We start from the raw sequence: 16,332 nt of genomic DNA on the forward strand, positions 1-16,332 counted from the left end.
TTGCGCCCGGGGCCCGGCGGGTCTCAGTCGGCGGTGAGGGCACTCACCGCCTTGCGGGCCGCGACCAGGACCGGGTCCCACACCGGTGAGAACGGCGGCGCATAGCCGAGGTCGAGCAGCGTCATCCGCTCGACGGTCATTCCGGCCGTCAGCGCCACCGCCGCGATGTCGACCCGCTTCGCCGCGCCCTCCCGGCCCACGATCTGGAGCCCGAGGAGCCGTCCCGCGCCGCGCTCCGCGAGGATCTTCACCGTCATCTCCGAGGCGTCCGGGTAGTACCCGGCCCGGCTGGTCGACTCGACGGTCGCGGTGACGTACTGCAGTCCGGCCGCCGCCGCGTCCTTCTCCCGCAGCCCGGTCCTGGCGATCTCCAGATCGCACACCTTGCTGACGGCGGTGCCCACGACCCCGGGGAAGGTGCCGTAGCCGCCGCCGATGTTCGCGCCGATGATCTGGCCGTGCTTGTTGGCGTGGGTTCCGAGCGGGATGTACCGGTCCCGGCCCGACACCAGGTCGAGGACCTCCACACAGTCCCCGCCCGCCCAGATCGCGTCCCGGCCGCGGACCCGCATCGACAGGTCCGTCAGCAGCCCCCCGTGCTCCCCGGTGGGCAGCCCGGCGGCCCGGGCGAGCGTGGTCTCCGGTGCCACCCCGATCCCGAGGACGACCACGTCCGCCGGATACTCGGCGTCCGCCGTCGCCACCGCGCGTACCCGTCCGTCGTCGCCGGTGCGGATCGCGGTGACCTCGGCCCGGTTGACGGTCGTGATGCCGAGACCGTCCATCGCCGTGTGCACCAGCCGCCCCATATCGGGGTCGAGGGTCGCCATCGGCTGCTCGCCGCGGTTCAGGACGGTGACCTCGAAGCCGCGGTTCAGCAGCGCCTCGGCCATCTCGACACCGATGTACCCCGCGCCCACGACGACCGCCCGGCGCCGCCCCTGCGCCCCGCCCGGCGGGCCCAGGGTCTCCAGGGTGCCGAGGAGGGCCTGTCCGTCGTCGAGGTTCTGCACCCCGTGCACCCCGGGCGCCCCGATCCCGGGGATCGGCGGGCGGACCGGCCGCGCCCCGGTGGCGATCACCAGCCGGTCCCAGCCCGTCCACGACTCCGCGCCGCTCTCCAGGTTCCGGGTGCGCACCCGCCCCCGGTCCGGGTCGATCTCCACGACCTCCGTCCGCATCCGCAGGTCGATCCCGCGGGCCCGGTGCTCCTCGGGCGTCCGGGCGATCAGCTCGTCCCGCCCCGCGACCTGCCCGCCGATCCAGTACGGGATCCCGCACGCCGAGTACGAGGCGAAGTGACCGCGCTCGAAGGCGACGATCTCCAGCTCGTCCGGCGTGCGGAACCTGCGTGCCTGCGACGCGGCGGACATGCCCGCCGCGTCGCCCCCGATGACCACCAGTCGCTGTGCTGCCATGGGACACACGCTACGTCGGCCCGCGGGGCCGGGTGTCAGCCCCGGTCCGGTCCGGCGCCCGCCCCCTCTTCGACAGCGGGCGCGGGCTCGGGCGCGGGCTCGGATTCGTGCCGGGCGCGCCGGGCCCGCAGCGCCCGCCCGTGCAGCCACCACCACAGGGCCCCGCCCAGTGCCAGGACCACCAGGAACGGCAGCACCGCACTAAAGACGACCACAATCCACAGCACCACCGTCACCAGCGCCTGCCAGCCGCCGGAGAGGGCGTCGAGCACCCCGGGGTCGTCCTTCTTCGCCGGCTTCTCGGCGCGCGGTGCCGGCTCCTGGTAGTCGAGGGTGATCGTCGACAGGCTGGACCGGTTCTTCAGCGATGCCTGCTGGGCAAGGAGCGACTCCAGATCCGCCTGCCTGCGGCCCAGCTCGGCCTCCAGCGACACGATGTCGCTCAGCTTGTCCGCGCGGTCCATCAGCTCCCGTACCCGCGCCACACTGGCCCGCTGGCTGGCGATCCGGCTCTCCGTGTCCACGACCTGGCCGGTGACGTCCTTGGTGTCGGATTCCAGGGCGAGCAGCCTGCCGCCCTTCGACAGCGCGGCGAGAACCGCGCCGTACCGCTCCTGCGGCACCCGCAGCACCACCCGGGACGAGTCCGTGTCACCGCGGTCCGAGCCCGTTTCGAACCCCGACGACTCCTCGCCGACGTAGCCGCCCTCGGCCTCGGCGACCCGCCGGGCGTGCGCGGCGGCCTTCCCGACGTCCGCCACCTCCAGCTGCAGTTCGGCGGTCCGGATCAGGTACGGGACGGCGGCCGGGACCTTTCTGCTCTCCGTACCGCCGGCGCCCGGCTTCCCGGCCGGATCCGTGGTCTTCGCCCCTCCGGGTGCCTCCGCGCGGCCCGCCCCCGCCCCGGTCTCCGGCGCGGCGGCCGCCTTCTCGTCGTGGGCCGCCGCGGACTTCTCGTTGTCGGATGCCGCGGAGCAGCCGGAGACCGCCAGGATCCCGGCCGCCGCCAGTGCCGCGAACACTCGTCGATGACGCATGTCTTCCCCCTGCGCGGAACCGGAGGTCCGGCACCGCATCGTGTTCCGTCGTTCGGTGCTACTCCGACGGAGAACCACCCGCGGACCGTTTCCGTCCGGCGGTCCCGAACCGGTCACGTTCGGGACTCGGAACGGCATTTGAGAGAGTGGGGGCATGGATTCCGCGCACCGCGGCGGCGCAGGTACGGCCGCCGCCCCCGGCACACAGACCGCCCCCGGCACCAGCGGCGGGGGTACGCCCCCGGGCCGTGCCGTCGTCGTCGGCGGCGGTATCTCCGGGCTGGCCGCCGCCCACCGGCTGACCACCGCGGGCTGGCGGGTCACCCTGCTGGAGACCGCCGCCGTGCTCGGCGGGAAGCTGTCCCTGGGCGAGATCGCGGGCGTCCCCGTCGATCTGGGCGCCGAGTCGATGCTCGCCCGCCGCCCCGAGGCCGCCGATCTGGCCCGCGCCGCCGGACTCGGGGACCGGCTGGAGGCCCCGGCCACCACGACCGCATCCGTCTGGACCCGAGGCGCCCTGCGGCCCATGCCCCGGGGCCATGTGATGGGCGTGCCCGCCGACGCCGGATCCCTGGCCGGACTGCTCACCCCCGAGGGCGTGGCGCGCATCGCCCGGGAGCGCGAGCTGCCGCCCGCCGCCGTCGGCGACGACATCGCCATCGGCCGCTATGTCGCCGACCGCCTCGGCGAGGAGGTCGTCGACCGGCTGGTGGACCCGCTCCTCGGCGGGGTGTACGCGGGCGACGCCCACCGCATCTCGATGCGGGCCGCCGTCCCCGCGCTCTTCGAGGCCGCCCGCAGCCACCCGTACCTCCTCGACGCCGTCCGCGCCGTCCAGGAAGCGGCCGCGGCCCGGCAGCAGGCCGGACCCGTCTTCCTCGGCCTCGACGGCGGGATCGGCACCCTCCCGCTCGCCGTCGCCGACGCCGTCCGCGCGGCGGGCGGCGAGCTGCGCACCGGCACCCGGGTCCTCGGCCTCGGACGGGGCGCCGACGGCTGGCACGTACGGACCGACCGCGGCGAGACCCTGACCGCCGACGCCGTCGTCCTCGCGACCCCCGCCTGGTCCACGGCCGAACTGCTGTCCGCGGAGTCCCCGGCGGCCGCCGCCGAACTCGGCCGCATCGAATACGCCTCGATGACCCTGATCACCCTGGCGTTCCGCCGCGCCGACCTGGACGCCGCGGCCCTGCCGGACGGCAGCGGCTTCCTCGTCCCCACGGGCGAGGGCCTGACCATCAAGGCGTCCACCTTCTCCAGCCGCAAATGGCGGTGGACCGACGAAGCCTCCGCCGCCGAGGGCCTGGCCGTTCTGCGTACCTCGGTCGGCCGCTACGGCGACGAGGACCATCTGGACCGGGAGGACGGCGAACTCGTCGACGTGTCCCTGCGCGACCTCGGCACCGCCACCGGGCTCGCCGCCCGGCCCGTCGCGAGCACCGTGACCCGGTGGATCGGCGGACTGCCGCAGTATCCCGTCGGCCATCTCGACCGCACCGCGCGGATCCGCGCGGAGGTCGCGAAGCTGCCCGGGCTCGCGGTCTGCGGAGCTGCGTACGACGGCGTCGGCATCCCCGCCTGCATCGCCGACGGACAGCGCGCGGCGGACACGGCCGCCGCCATCCGGACCCGGGCGACGGACGCCGGAAGCGACGCGGGACAATGACCTCATGAGTGCGCCAGAAAAGATCCCGAACGCGGGCAAGAAGGCCAAGGACCTCAACGAGGTCATCCGCTACACGCTGTGGTCGGTCTTCAAGCTCCGTGACGTACTGCCCGACGACCGCTCCGGCTGGGCCGACGAGGTCGAGGAGCTGTTCGCGAAGCTGGCCGCCGAGGACGTCACGATCCGCGGCACGTACGACCTCTCCGGGCTGCGTGCCGACGCCGACGTGATGATCTGGTGGCACGCCGAGACCGCGGACGAGCTGCAGGACGCGTACAACCGCTTCCGCCGCACCCGCTTCGGCCGGGCGCTCGTCCCGGTGTGGTCGAATATGGCGCTCCACCGGCCCGCGGAGTTCAACAAGTCCCACATCCCCGCCTTCCTGGCCGACGAGCGGGCCCGGGACTATGTGAGCGTCTACCCGTTCGTCCGCTCCTACGACTGGTACCTGCTGCCCGACGAGGACCGGCGGCGGATGCTCGCCGACCACGGGAAGATGGCCCGCGGCTACCCGGACGTACGGGCCAACACAGTGGCGTCGTTCTCCCTCGGCGACTACGAGTGGCTCCTCGCCTTCGAGGCGGACGAACTGCACCGGATCGTCGACCTGATGCGCCATCTGCGCGCCTCGGAGGCCCGGATGCACGTCCGCGAGGAGGTCCCCTTCTACACCGGCCGGCTGAAGTCCGTGGCGGACCTGGTGGCGGACCTCGCCTGACGGGCGGACCCCGGGACCCCCGGCAGTGGCCGGGGGCGCGGGCCGGGGCTGTGCTGTCCCGGGGGGGGCGACCCCCGGACCCCCGGCCGTGGTGGTCGGGGGCGTGGTCCCTGGTAAGAACGCGGTTGCTGCCACAAGCACGCCCGCGGCCTGAGAAGATGCTCGGCGGAGGAGGTCCGGGGGCGGCACCGCCCCCGGAAGACCGGGGACGGGTCCGCACGGGACCCGGGCTCCGTGACCCGGAAGATCAGACGGCGGGGCGCAGCGGCTGCGGCCGCAGCGTCCGCTGTTCCAGCGACACCGGGTCGGGCTCCGGGTGCGGCGCGCACGATGCGCGCCGCACCGGCGCCTCGCCGCGCAGCAGATAGTCCTCCAGATAGGCGTTGACGCAGTCGTTCGCGCCGCCGCCGACCCCGTGCGTGCCCGCGTCCTCCTCCGTGATCAGGACCGAGCCCTTCAGCCTCCGCGCCAACTCCTTCGCCCCTTCGTACGGGGTCGCCGCATCGTGCTCCGCGGCCAGGATCAGCACCGGCGGCAGCGCGCCCCAGCGGGTGCGTACCTCCAGCGGCTGCTGCCGCGGCGCCCGCCAGAACGCGCACGGCAGGTTCATCCAGGCGTTGTCCCAGGTCTCGAACGGAGCCTTGCGGGCCAGCGCCGTATTGTCCCGGTCCCACACCTTCCACTCGGTGGGCCAGGGCGCGTCGTTGCAGAGGATCGCCGTGTAGACGGCGTTGGAGTTCTCCGACTCCGCCGCCCACTCCTTCTTCGGTGCCGCCTGCCGGATCAGCGGCTTCTCATTGCCCTTCAGATACTCAGACAGGGCCGACGCCCGGGCCGGCCAGTAGTCGTCGTAGTAGGCGGCGCCCAGGAATGCGGACTGGAGCTGCGCCGGGCCGACGATCCCGCCCGCGGGCTCCTTCGCGACCCGGGACTTGGCCTCCTCGTAACGGCGGGCCACCGCCCCGGCGGTGGTCCCCAGACCGAACGTGTCGTCGTGCCGGGCCACCCAGGCCCGGAAGTCGGCCCAGCGGCGTTCGAACGCGAAGGACTGGTCCAGGTTGTTGCGGTACCAGATCTTGTCGCGGGCCGGATGCACCGCCGAGTCGAAGACCATCCGGCGGACGTGCGAGGGGAACAGCGTGGCGTACAGGGCGCCGAAGTACGTGCCGTAGGAGGCGCCCATGAACGTCAGCCGCTCCTGGCCGAGGGCGGCGCGCAGCACATCGAGGTCGCGGGCGTTGTTGAGGGACGTGTAGTGGCGCAGCGCGTCGCCCGTCCGCCGCGCGCAGCCGTCGGCGTACTCCCTGGCCTCGGCGATCCGCGCCCGCTTGAACGCCGGGGAGGGGTGCGTCTCGGACGCCGTGGGGGCCCGGACGGACTCCTCGGCCTCCTGGCACGACAGGGGCGCGGAGCGGCCGACGCCGCGCGGGGCGTAGCCGATCAGATCGTAGGCGCGGGCGATCCGCTTCCACTCCTGGAGCTGTCCGGCGAGCGGGAAGTACATGCTGGAAGCGCCCGGGCCACCCGGGTTGTACACCAACGCGCCCTGGTAATCGCCGGATTCGCCGGTCGCCGCGATCCGGCTGACCGTCAGGGCGATCCGGCGCCCGCCGGGTTCGGCGTAGTCGAGGGGGACCTCCACCGTGCCGCAGGTGACGGTCTCGGGGAGCCCCTCGGCGGCCGGGCAGTCCCCGAAGGCGATGCCCCGTTCGGCGGCCCGGGCCGCGGCGACGGCGGTACCCCGGGCCTCCGGCGTCACGGCGTCCCCGGAGCCGCGGACCGCGGTACCCGTCGCGGGCGTCACCGTCAGCGCGGACAGGACCAGTGAACCGAGACCGGCCACCAGCCCGTACCCCACCCCTTTACTCGTCACGTTCCGGTTCCCTTTCTGCGGACGGACGGCACATGCCATGCGGTCAAGGGATTTTTCGGGGTATGTGTCGAGCTGTAAAGCACCTTTGTGGGGTGTCGCGTTCAATGCCCCCGATGCGCCGTACGGGTATCCGCACGCTCCCGCCGGCCGCTGGTGAGCGCCCGGCGCAGCAGGGGGTCCTCGATGGCGTCGGGACCGGCGACCGCGATCGCGGTGAGCCGTCCCCGTTCGGTGCCGTCGGCCGTGGTGATCAGCCCGGCCAGCAGCCGTCTGCCTTCGGGGGAGGCCCAGCCCAGATAAGGCCGTACCTCGGCCCGCCCGATCAGCAGGGCGGTCAGGGTGAGCAGCAGCGGCAGCGCGAACCAGGGGAGCAGCGCGCTGCCGGGAGCGCCCCCGCCGGGCAGGGCGAGGGCGGCGACCGTCAGCACGGGGACGGCGAGGGCGGCGGCGCGGACCTGGCGTACGGCCGCGGCGGAACGGGCCCGGGAGGTGTCGGGGACGGCGAGCCCGGCCCCTTCCAGCGACGCGGCGATGGCCCGTACGGCATCGGCGGATCCGGCCGCCCGCCGTACCGCGTCCGTACGGGCCTGGTGGCCGGCCGGTCCTATGGCCCGTATCACCGAGCGCTCCAGCACATTGTCGGTGTCCGCGTCGACGACGGTCGCCCAGCCGGTGTGCGCGAGCAGCAGTGCCCGGCGGCGGTGCATGGCGACCAGGGTGACGTCCATGACCCGGCCGGGTCCGCCCGCGAGGAAGGCGGCTTCGAGGAGGGTCAGTTCGCGGTCCCTCGGCCGGGTGGAGCGGCGGGCCTGGTGCGGGGCGGCGGCCACGGCGGCTCGGCAGAGCCGCACACAGGCCGCGCCCGCGGCGGCCCAGGCGAGGGCCAGGAGGAGGATCCGGAGCATTGGCGTGTTGTACGCGAAGAGGGGGCCCGGCCGCCACGGGTTTTCCGCCGCCGTCCGGCGTGGGGGGTGGCGGCCGGGAGGTTCCGTACGGCTCCCGCCGCCCGGCGTCCGGTGTCAGATCCCTCCGCCGCAGCCTCCGCCCCCGCCCCCGCAGCCTCCGCCCCCGCAGCCTCCGCCCCCGCAGGACGAACCTCCGCCTCCGCCGCCGCAGGACGAGCCCCCGCCCCCGCCGCCGCAGGAGGAAGCCCCTCCGCCGCCGCAGGAGGTGGAGGACCCCCCGCCGGATCCGGACGCTCCCCCGCAGGAGCCGCTGCCGTGGCCGTTGCCGCACCAGGCGACCGGGGCGGTGCCGCTGCCGGGGTCCGGGACGATCACGAGCGGTGCGAAGGCAGCCGCGGACACCATCAGATCCCGGAGACGTCCGTCGGTGATCTGGGAGGGGCCACGGAGCGCCACCTGGACCCCTTGCCGGGGGTCGCGCTCCACCCGGGCGTACTCGCCGAGCGCCCGCAGCCCTGCGGCGCTCACTCTGTCCTGGGTCCACCGCGCGCAGTATCCGGCGATCACCGCACCGGGCACGGCCGAGAGCGCCACCAGGAAGAAGAACAGGGACCCGTACGGGTCGGGGCCCGGTCCGAAGGCGAAGACGAAATTGAGGACGAAGGCGACGGGCACGCTCAGTACCAGGGCGGCGGTCTGGATCCCGGCCCAGCGGTGCACCGCCCGCCGGGCGCCGGGCCGCGCGTTCAGCAGTCCGCGTCGGGCGAGTTCGTCACCGATCTCCTGGACCGCGGGGGAGGTCATGGCCGTCTCCCGCAGAGTGGTCAGCGCACTGTTGTCGGCCTCCCGGGCCAGGTCCAGCACGGACCGGAGCACAGCGCCCTGCGGCGCCCGGCTTTTGAGCACCACGACGATCCCGGGCTGCACCACGTCGATGTACCCCTGCCGGTGGAGTTCCGCGACGGCTGCGTCCACGACTCGTGCGGGGCCGCCGCTGAGAAAGGCGGCCTCGTAGCGGTTGCGGATCGGCCGGCTCCGCTTCCGGTGGCGGAGCGGCCGGCGCGGGCCGACCGCCGCCACCGCGACCAGCAGGGCCAGGGTGACGGCGGCAACGGCGAGTCCGGTGTACCAGGCGATGCTCATGGAGGTCATGGGCCTCTTCTCCTCTCACGGTGAAAGGTGGTGCCGGGCGTGCCGGCCCGCGGCCGGTGGTGGACGGGCCGGCGGTCCGGAGCGGCCGGCCCGGCGGAAGTCACCGGGCCGCCGCTCCGGGACGGGTCAGGCTCCGCCGCCTCCGCAGCCGCCCCCGCCACCTCCTCCTCCGCCGCAGCCACCACCCCCGCCACCGCCGCCTCCGCAGCCACCCCCGGAGCCGCCACCACAGCCTCCGCCTCCGCAGCCGCCGTCACTGCCCCCACCGTCGTCGGCGGTTCCGCACCAGGTCGGCACGAACGCGGCGGTCGGGGAACCGTTGGTCCCGGATATCGCGTAGGAGGTCAGCGGGATCGCCGCCGCGGCGATCATCAGATCCCGCACGGTCGTGTCGGTGATCGCCTTCGGGCCGCGCATCGCCACCTTGGCCGACACCCGGCCGTCGACGCGGTGGCCCATGACGTACACCTTCAGCGTGCTGCGCCCCTCGGCGGTGAGCCGTCCCCGGGTCACCTGTCCGCACCGGCCGGTGACGATCACTCCGATCACGACCACGGGCGTCAGGAAGACCACGGCGCCCGGCTCGTCCGAGACGCTGAGGTAGATGGTGAGGCCGATGGCGGCCGGAGCGGCGAGGAACAGGGCCAAGAACTGGATCTTGGCCCAGAGGTGCACCGCCCGGCGGGCCGCGGACGGCGGTGCCAGCAGGCCTCGGGAGTGGAGCCGGTCACCGATCCCCTGCACGGCGGGGGAGAAGGCCACCGCCCTGCGCAGGGTGGACAGGACGCTGTTCTCGGTGCTCCGGGCCAGGGCGAGGGCGGCCTTGGGGACGTCCTCGCCGGCGCCGCCGCGCAGCACCGAGACGGTGCCGGGGCGCGCCACGGCCAGATACTTCTTGTCGTGCAGATGGGCGATGACGGTGTCCGCGACGCGCAGCGGACCGCCGCGCAGGAAGGCCGCGTCGTAGACGTCGATGACTCCCGTCGTGGAGACCCGGCCGCCGTGCGGGCGGGCGCGGGTGGCGAACGCCGCACAGGAGAGGGCGACGGTGAGCGCGGCGACGACGAAAACCGCCACGACGCCGATGGTCTGGAGGTCCATGGAATGTCTCCCCGTTGATGAGGTCCGGGCCCGGTCAGCGACCCGGCGCAAGGAAAGTGCACGAGAAGGGATGAGCAGGGAGGAAAGGGGTGGGTGAGGTGTACGGGGGAGCGGGGGCCGGTGTTCTCAGGTGTACGGCTCCGGGCCCCGCCCCGGGCGGGGCCGCCGGACTGTGCCCCGGAGTGCGGTCAGCCGCAGCCGCATCCCCCGCAGCCGCCGCACCCCCCGCCGTCGCCGCCACTGCTGCAGGAACCGCCGCCCCCGCAGCTCGAAGTGCCGCGGTTGTCCTGGCTCCCGCCGCAGCTCGTCGCGGTGCCCCCGCCTCCGCACCACGACACCTGCTCCCCGGCGAGTGCCGGGCCGGCGGCGACCGCGACGAACGCCGTGGTGGCCGCGGCGACCAGCAGGGTGCGGATCGTCTTGTCCTCGACCCCGCCCAGCCCCATGATGGCGACCCGCTCCGCCGGGGTGGCCGGATGCCTGTTCTCCGAACGGTGGAAGGAGAGCGCCCTGGCACCGTTCCCGGTCAGCCGGGCCGCGACGTTCTGGCCCACGACGACGGCCAGGAACCAGCCCACCAGCAGCCCGGGGCCGACCCGGAGCAGGAAGAGATCGCCCACCTTGCTCCAGTCGGTGTCGCCGACGAACTCGGTGACGACGTAGGCAGCGGGTATCGCCAGCAGGAACACGATCTTCTGGATCCTGGCCCACCGGGCGAGGACCCGCAGATCCCGGCTGGGGGCGACCAACAGGCCGTTGCGCGCCAGACCGTGGCCGATCCGCTGGACCGCCTCCGCACGTGCGGCCGTGTGCCGCAGGGTGTTCAGCGCGCCGTTCGGCGCGCTCTCGGCGGCCTCCAGGACGGCCCGTTCCACGGGGTCGTGGGCTTCGGCGCGCTCGATGGTGACGAGGCCGGGCTCGGCGATCCTGATCCGTCCGTCGTCGCTCATCGTGGCGAGCGCGGCGTCCACGGTCCGCAGCGGGCCACCGTTGAGGAACGCGGCCTGGTAGGGGTCGTCGATCTTCACCTGCCGGCCGTCACCCTGCCGGTGGCGGCGGCGGGATACGACGCTCTCCACGACCAGCCAGACCGTGAGCACACCCACGACGGCGTTCACGAGCACGGCGACGGTACCGATGGCCATGCGGTCACCTCCTGACGAGTGCGGCGCGTGCCGCACGGACGATCCGGGCCGACCGGCGCCGGGGCCGTAGCCCGGCCCGCTCCTGCCACCAGTGGGTCAGTTGTCTGCGGACCCGCTCGTCCGCGGGCCGCCCGGCGGCCAGCAGATGCTCGGCGAAGGCCATCGCGTCGCGCCGGTATCCCGCGTGCATCGGGCGGCCCCTGGCGTAGGCGAGGAACATGCTCCGGTAGTCGCGGCCCAGGATCTCCGGCAGCTGCGGCGCGATCCTGGCCACCACCTGCGCCCGCTTCGCCGCCAGCGCCCGGCTCTGCACCCGCAGCCGGCGCTGGTCGAACTCCTCGGGCGCGGGCGTCCCGGCGACCAGTGCCGACAGCAGCGCGGCCTGCGCTATGCCCAGCCGCTCCCGCGCGTCCGCCGGGGCCGGTGCCACAGCCGGGGGCCGGGGGGCGGGAGCGCCGGTGGCCCGCCCGGCCGGAGGTGCGGACCGCAGTACCGTACGGACGGACTCCAGCTCCGCCACCAGCTCGGCCTCCGGCGGGAAGTCGTCGTCCCGTTCCAGCAGCACCCCGGGCGGCGAGATCCGGGAGGTCAGTTCGCGCAGCACGTCGAGCACCGGCTCGGACACCGGATGGGCGTGGGTGTCGTGCCAGACCCCGTCGCGCTCCACCCCGCCCGCGACATGGACGTACGCGATGGCCTCGACCGGCAGTTCGTCCAGGGCCTTCGCCGGGTCCTCGCCGCGGTTGACGAAGTTGGTGTGGAGATTGGCGACGTCGATCAGCAGGCGCACCCCGGTCCGCTCGACCAGCTCCGCCAGGAACTGCCCCTCGGTCATCTCCTCACCGGGCCAGGAGATCAGCGCCGCGATGTTCTCCAGCGCCAGCGGCACCGGCAGCCCGTCCTGCGCGATCCGCACGTTCTCGCAGAGGACGGCCAGAGCGTCCCGGGTCCGCGGCACCGGCAGCAGATGACCGGCCTCCAGCTGCGGTGAGGCCGTGAGCGCACCGCCCGCTCGGACGAACGCGATGTGCTCCGTGACGAGCGGGGAGCCGAGGAACTCCGCACGCTCCGCGAGGTCCGCCAGCTTCTGCTCCGACGGCCGGTCGGCGCCGCCGAGGCCGAGGGAGACACCGTGCGGGACGACCGTGACGCCCCGGGCGCGCAGCCGCTCCAGCGACGCGGGCAGATGGCCTGGGCAGACGTTCTCGGCCACCACCTCGACCCAGTCGACACCGTCGAGGCGTTCCACGGTGTCCGCGATCTCGGGCCGCCAGCCGATGCCGGTGCCCAGTGTGCCGTGCCGCATGGTTCCTCCCCCTGGTCCCCTTCTCCGTACATCCTTCCGGTGTGTACGGGGGACATGGCCCCGCCGGGCGGCGGTGAATCCCGCAACAGGGACGTTCAGAGCAGGAATTGAGGTTCCACCCCACGGGGAACGCGACCGAACCGCAATCCTCGGGTGACCGGCGGCGTTGCCGGAGGTGCCCGAGGGGCGGTTGCGGAAGGCGCTACGGAGTCGGCGGCGCCGGGCGGGCGGTGTCGATCGCGGTCGGCGGCCCGGGGCGGGGCGACGGCCGGGACGTATAGCTCAGATCACCGGACGGCACCGCCGGGTCCGGAGCGGCCGGAACCTCCCCGTCCGGCGCGGGCGGCCCGGTGGGGCTCGCCGCCGTCCCGTCCGCCGCCTCGTGCGCGAGGGCGTCGAAGTCGACCCGGCCGGTCGCCTCCAGCATGGTGATGTGGTCCAGCACGGTCTGGTTGGCGTCGGTCGCCAGGTGGCGGATCAGGGTGTTGCGCGTGGTGTGCCGGACCTGGGCGACCAGGGCGAACACCTTGCCGTGCGCGATGCGCAGCAGATTGGCGAACTTGCGCTCGTACTCCGCGCCGCGGGCCGCCGACAGCTCCCGCAGCCATCCCTGCTGCTGCTCGTTGGGCTGGTTCGGCAGCTCGACACCCAGCTTCGCCGCCACGTCCCGGGCCCGGGCGTCCAGATCGGCGTGGCCGACCACCAGATGGTCGCCCGCGTCCCTGATCGCCTGCGTCGGGGCCCGTTCGACGGCCTGCTGTCCGGCGGGCAGCTCCCACAGCCCGGCGAGCCGGACCCGGACCAGGAAGTCACGGTCGGTCGCCGACAGCGGACCCCACCGGGTCGGGACGCTGGAGGAGTCGAGCCGGTCCCGGCCGGTCCCCGAGCGGTCCGCGTACGACCACACCGGGAACAGCAGGGCCCCCACGGTGGCGACGATGCCCGCGATGATCAGAACCGTCCCGTTGATGTGCCGCACCACATCTGCCTCCCCAGCCGGTGTGCCCGTGGCCGACCACCGCCCGCGGACGGGATACCGCCGCGGATTCGATGCCGGTGAGGGATACGTAACGCGGCCCGCGCACGTTCATCACCGGTCCACCACGGATCCGGTACGCGGCCGAGGGCCCCGGACCCGGAGGGCGGCGCGGCTTCCAGGGTCCGGCTTCTACGGCGCGGCTTCTACGGCCCGGCCCGGGGCCCGCGGGTCACCGGGTCCGGAGGGCGGGATGGTCCGCGACGACCGTGGCGGAGCCTGCCGGGATCTCCGTGAACCCCGCATCCCGCACCACCGGCAGCCCGGCCGCGACCAGGGCCGCGAACCGCTCCCGCGGCGCCGTGCGGACGGCGAGCGCGAAGCCGTCCGCCTCCCACGCCTTGCGCTCCGTGTCGTTCAGCTCCCACCAGGCGAGCTGGGCGCCGTGCCCGGCCTGGGCCATCGCCTTGCCCGCCGACATCTCCACATCCGGATTGAGCCAGAGCACCGGCCGCAGTGGATCGGGGTCCGCCGGGGGCAGGGGATCGTCGAGTTCGGTGCCCGACACCTGAAGCTTCACCAGCTCCTTCGGCCAGCCGTCCAGCGGTACGGGCGGATAGACCCGCACCTCGGCCGCGGCACCGGTCACCGTGATACCGGGCAGCCCCCCGGCCCGCCGCCACTCCGCGCCGCGCGCCCGCCGCACCACCTTGCGGATCCGGGCGTCCTGCCAGTCCCGCATCGCCCGCGCCCACGCGCCGTCGCCGTGGGAACGCTCGTCGGCGAGGATCACGAGGACCGCGCGGGCAGCCGTCTCCAACGCGTCCGTACGGGCCGGGGGAGCGGTCTTCTCGATCCGGGCGACCAGCGGCAGCACGAACTGCCGGGCCTCGTCGCGGTCGGTGCTCTCGTGGCGGAAGGGGCTGTCGGTGCCATGGGATTCGCTGCTCACCCCGTCCAGTCTGCCAGCCCGGCCGATACCGGCCGCCCCGGGCGGGCGCAGGGTACGGGTCCGCCCCGGTCCCGGCCACCGGGCGCCCGGACCGAGGTCCGGAGCGGACGGTTCCCTGCCCCGGCAGTGCCTGTGGAAAGCCCGTGGACAGCCCGCGGAAAAGCCGGTGGCAGGGCCACCGGTCCGAAAATCTTGGCGGAATAGGCCCATCCGGGTGAGGATGCGGCGTATGAAGAGCGACCTTTTCTCCTCCGAGAGCCTGGCCCAGCCCGCGACGGCCCCGGGCATGACCCTCCAGAACGCCAAATCGGTCAAGTACACCGTCAACGGTGAGATGCACGCCCGCCAGGGCTCGATGATCGCCTTCCGGGGCAATCTCCAGTTCGAGCGCAAGAGCCAGGGCCTCGGCGGCATGCTGAAGCGCGCCGTGACCGGCGAGGGGCTGCCGCTGATGGTGGTCTCGGGGCAGGGCGAGGCCTGGTTCGCCCACGAGGCCGCGAACTGTTTCATCGTCGAGATCGAGCAGGGCGACGCGCTCACCGTCAACGGCCGCAACGTCCTCTGTTTCGACGCCACCCTCTCCTACGAGATCAAGACCGTGAAGGGCGCGGGCATGACCGGCGGCGGCCTCTTCAACAGCGTCTTCACCGGTTACGGCAAGCTCGCCGTGATGTGCGAGGGCACCCCGATCGTGATCCCCGTCTCGCCCCAGCAGCCCGTCTACGCCGACACGGACGCCGTCGTCGGCTGGAGCGCGAGCCTCCAGACGTCCCTGCACCGCTCGCAGTCGGTCGGCTCGATGATCCGCGGCGGCTCCGGCGAGGCCGTGCAGCTCAAGCTCGAAGGCGAGGGCTTCGTCATCGTCCGCCCGAGCGAACTGGTACCGCAGAAGACCGGCAACTGACGTACCGGTGGCACGGTGAGGTGCGCGGGGGGCCGGTTCCCGGGACCGGCCCCGGCGCCGCGCCGGAGGATCCCGGCCACGTACCCTGGGCCGTATGGACGCATCGTCGTACTGCGCGGGCAGCGGCACCGGCGGCGACCGGTCCCGGCCGGAGCCCGCAGCGGATCCCGGGCCGGACGCTTCGCCCCGTGCCGAGTGCGTTCTCTGCCGGGAACCCACCGAGTATCCGGAGTCGGTGAAGGGCATCACCCTCTGCCCGGTCTGCGAGTGGCAGGAAGCCCAGCGCACGGCCTGCTCGGGCTGACCGCGGCCGTCAGCGCCCGGCGCGCATCAGCTCCGACACCTTCACCATCCGGTAGCCGCGCTTCCGCAGCTCGGGCACGATCTTCCTGATCGCCGCCTCCGTCGTCGGGGCCGCGCTGCGGGTGCAGTGCAGCACCACCACCGACCCCGGGCGCACCCCTTCCAGCACCTGCTCGGCGACCGCGTCCGCGTCCGTCGCGAAGGCGTCCCCGCCGACCACGTCCCACTGCACCGCCGTCACACCGGCCGGGCCGAGCGCCCGCAGTGCCGCGTCGTCGTAGCAGCCGCCGGGGAAGCGGAAGTACGGCACCACCCGGCGGACGCCCGCCGTCCGGAACGCTGCGAAGGCCCGGTCCACATCGGCCTTCCTATCCCGCGCGGCCAGTACGGGCAGCCCGTAGCAGGGCTCCTTGAAGGCATGGTGGCTGTAGGAGTGGTTGGCCACCTCGAAGAGGGGGTCGTTGCCGATCGCCTTCGCCTGGTCCGGGTACTCCTCCGCCCAGCGGCCGGTCATGAAGACCGTCGAGGGGACGGAGAGCGTACGCAGGGTGTCGATGAGCGCGGGATGGTCGAAGCGTTCGCCGCGCGCGGCCCTCGGCCCCTGATCGGCGGTCATATCCGCGTCGAAGGTGAGGGCGACCGTCTTGGCCGACCGGTCGGCGGGCACCGCGGACCGGGAGAAGACGGGGGCCGCCCCGCCCGGTCCGGCGGCGAGGGTGGGCGCCCCCGCGCCGGACGGCGCGCCGGCCTTCGTACGCGCCGGGGCCGGGCCCGCCGGGGAACCCTGCTCTCCTGCGCAGCCCACGAGAACGGCACCGGCCATCGCCACGGCCGCGAACCAACGCACTCTGATCATCACAAAAGGGAACTTAAGTG

General features: G+C 73.9%; 15 protein-coding genes. 4 read left to right on the forward strand and 11 right to left on the reverse strand.

Annotation, left to right across the window (positions count from 1 at the left end; all coding sequences use genetic code 11):
* Window positions 1-23: 23 nt before the first annotated feature.
* On the reverse strand, window positions 24-1,418 hold the full coding sequence (locus B7R87_RS27190; protein WP_006345824.1) for an FAD-dependent oxidoreductase: 1,395 nt from the start codon (window positions 1,416-1,418) through the stop codon (window positions 24-26).
* Between the two features lie 35 nt (window positions 1,419-1,453).
* Complete coding sequence (locus tag B7R87_RS27195; RefSeq protein WP_130584684.1) at window positions 1,454-2,455, reverse strand: DUF4349 domain-containing protein; 1,002 nt, start codon at window positions 2,453-2,455, stop codon at window positions 1,454-1,456.
* A 154-nt stretch (window positions 2,456-2,609) separates the two neighbouring features.
* On the opposite strand from B7R87_RS27195, the gene hemG reads away from it, so the two are divergent.
* On the forward strand, window positions 2,610-4,121 hold the full coding sequence (hemG, locus tag B7R87_RS27200; protein ID WP_006345822.1) for a protoporphyrinogen oxidase: 1,512 nt from the start codon (window positions 2,610-2,612) through the stop codon (window positions 4,119-4,121).
* 4 nt (window positions 4,122-4,125) lie between these two features.
* A complete protein-coding gene (gene hemQ / locus B7R87_RS27205; protein ID WP_006345821.1) occupies window positions 4,126-4,839 on the forward strand; it encodes a hydrogen peroxide-dependent heme synthase in 714 nt (237 codons plus the stop codon).
* A gap of 247 nt (window positions 4,840-5,086) precedes the next feature.
* Here hemQ and B7R87_RS27210 read toward each other — a convergent pair whose 3' ends face one another.
* The 8 genes from B7R87_RS27210 to B7R87_RS27245 form a co-directional block, all read right to left on the reverse strand.
* Window positions 5,087-6,697 (reverse strand): alpha/beta hydrolase, encoded by a 1,611-nt coding sequence (locus B7R87_RS27210; protein WP_006345820.1) that lies wholly within the window; start codon window positions 6,695-6,697, stop codon window positions 5,087-5,089.
* 116 nt (window positions 6,698-6,813) lie between these two features.
* Complete coding sequence (locus B7R87_RS27215; protein ID WP_006345819.1) at window positions 6,814-7,617, reverse strand: TIGR04222 domain-containing membrane protein; 804 nt, start codon at window positions 7,615-7,617, stop codon at window positions 6,814-6,816.
* A 114-nt stretch (window positions 7,618-7,731) separates the two neighbouring features.
* The gene (locus tag B7R87_RS33230; protein ID WP_006345818.1) at window positions 7,732-8,769 is read right to left on the reverse strand and encodes a TIGR04222 domain-containing membrane protein; all 1,038 of its coding nucleotides are present in this window, start codon (window positions 8,767-8,769) and stop codon (window positions 7,732-7,734) included.
* 126 nt (window positions 8,770-8,895) lie between these two features.
* Window positions 8,896-9,870, reverse strand: a complete 975-nt coding sequence (locus B7R87_RS33235; RefSeq protein ID WP_130584685.1) for a TIGR04222 domain-containing membrane protein — start codon at window positions 9,868-9,870, stop codon at window positions 8,896-8,898.
* 188 nt (window positions 9,871-10,058) lie between these two features.
* On the reverse strand, window positions 10,059-11,015 hold the full coding sequence (locus tag B7R87_RS27230) for a TIGR04222 domain-containing membrane protein (protein ID WP_130584686.1): 957 nt from the start codon (window positions 11,013-11,015) through the stop codon (window positions 10,059-10,061).
* 4 nt (window positions 11,016-11,019) lie between these two features.
* Entirely contained in the window at window positions 11,020-12,321 is a 1,302-nt protein-coding gene (locus tag B7R87_RS27235; RefSeq protein WP_130584687.1) for a DUF692 domain-containing protein, read from the reverse strand.
* Between the two features lie 202 nt (window positions 12,322-12,523).
* Window positions 12,524-13,300, reverse strand: a complete 777-nt coding sequence (locus B7R87_RS27240; RefSeq protein ID WP_187144604.1) for a DUF4142 domain-containing protein — start codon at window positions 13,298-13,300, stop codon at window positions 12,524-12,526.
* A gap of 229 nt (window positions 13,301-13,529) precedes the next feature.
* On the reverse strand, window positions 13,530-14,249 hold the full coding sequence (locus tag B7R87_RS27245) for an aminoacyl-tRNA hydrolase (RefSeq protein ID WP_006345813.1): 720 nt from the start codon (window positions 14,247-14,249) through the stop codon (window positions 13,530-13,532).
* Window positions 14,250-14,478: 229 nt separating this feature from the next.
* Here B7R87_RS27245 and B7R87_RS27250 point away from each other — a divergent pair, with 229 nt between their 5' ends.
* Entirely contained in the window at window positions 14,479-15,153 is a 675-nt protein-coding gene (locus B7R87_RS27250) for an AIM24 family protein (RefSeq protein WP_006345812.1), read from the forward strand.
* A 94-nt stretch (window positions 15,154-15,247) separates the two neighbouring features.
* The gene (locus B7R87_RS27255) at window positions 15,248-15,457 is read left to right on the forward strand and encodes a hypothetical protein (RefSeq protein WP_006345811.1); all 210 of its coding nucleotides are present in this window, start codon (window positions 15,248-15,250) and stop codon (window positions 15,455-15,457) included.
* A 9-nt stretch (window positions 15,458-15,466) separates the two neighbouring features.
* Here B7R87_RS27255 and B7R87_RS27260 read toward each other — a convergent pair whose 3' ends face one another.
* Window positions 15,467-16,312 (reverse strand): polysaccharide deacetylase family protein, encoded by an 846-nt coding sequence (locus B7R87_RS27260; protein WP_130584688.1) that lies wholly within the window; start codon window positions 16,310-16,312, stop codon window positions 15,467-15,469.
* Between the last annotated feature and the right edge of the window lie 20 nt (window positions 16,313-16,332).

Source organism: Streptomyces tsukubensis, assembly GCF_003932715.1.
In the GTDB taxonomy this organism is placed as follows: Bacteria; Actinomycetota; Actinomycetes; order Streptomycetales; family Streptomycetaceae; genus Streptomyces; species Streptomyces tsukubensis.

Coding starts and splice junctions, on each gene's coding strand:
- B7R87_RS27190 (WP_006345824.1), bottom strand. CDS start 1,418: ATGGCAGCACAGCGACTGGTGGTCATCGGGGGCGACGCGGCGGGCATG.
- B7R87_RS27195 (WP_130584684.1), bottom strand. CDS start 2,455: ATGCGTCATCGACGAGTGTTCGCGGCACTGGCGGCGGCCGGGATCCTG.
- hemG (WP_006345822.1), top strand. CDS start 2,610: ATGGATTCCGCGCACCGCGGCGGCGCAGGTACGGCCGCCGCCCCCGGC.
- hemQ (WP_006345821.1), top strand. CDS start 4,126: ATGAGTGCGCCAGAAAAGATCCCGAACGCGGGCAAGAAGGCCAAGGAC.
- B7R87_RS27215 (WP_006345819.1), bottom strand. CDS start 7,617: ATGCTCCGGATCCTCCTCCTGGCCCTCGCCTGGGCCGCCGCGGGCGCG.
- B7R87_RS33230 (WP_006345818.1), bottom strand. CDS start 8,769: ATGACCTCCATGAGCATCGCCTGGTACACCGGACTCGCCGTTGCCGCC.
- B7R87_RS33235 (WP_130584685.1), bottom strand. CDS start 9,870: ATGGACCTCCAGACCATCGGCGTCGTGGCGGTTTTCGTCGTCGCCGCG.
- B7R87_RS27230 (WP_130584686.1), bottom strand. CDS start 11,015: ATGGCCATCGGTACCGTCGCCGTGCTCGTGAACGCCGTCGTGGGTGTG.
- B7R87_RS27235 (WP_130584687.1), bottom strand. CDS start 12,321: ATGCGGCACGGCACACTGGGCACCGGCATCGGCTGGCGGCCCGAGATC.
- B7R87_RS27250 (WP_006345812.1), top strand. CDS start 14,479: ATGAAGAGCGACCTTTTCTCCTCCGAGAGCCTGGCCCAGCCCGCGACG.
- B7R87_RS27255 (WP_006345811.1), top strand. CDS start 15,248: ATGGACGCATCGTCGTACTGCGCGGGCAGCGGCACCGGCGGCGACCGG.
- B7R87_RS27260 (WP_130584688.1), bottom strand. CDS start 16,312: ATGATCAGAGTGCGTTGGTTCGCGGCCGTGGCGATGGCCGGTGCCGTT.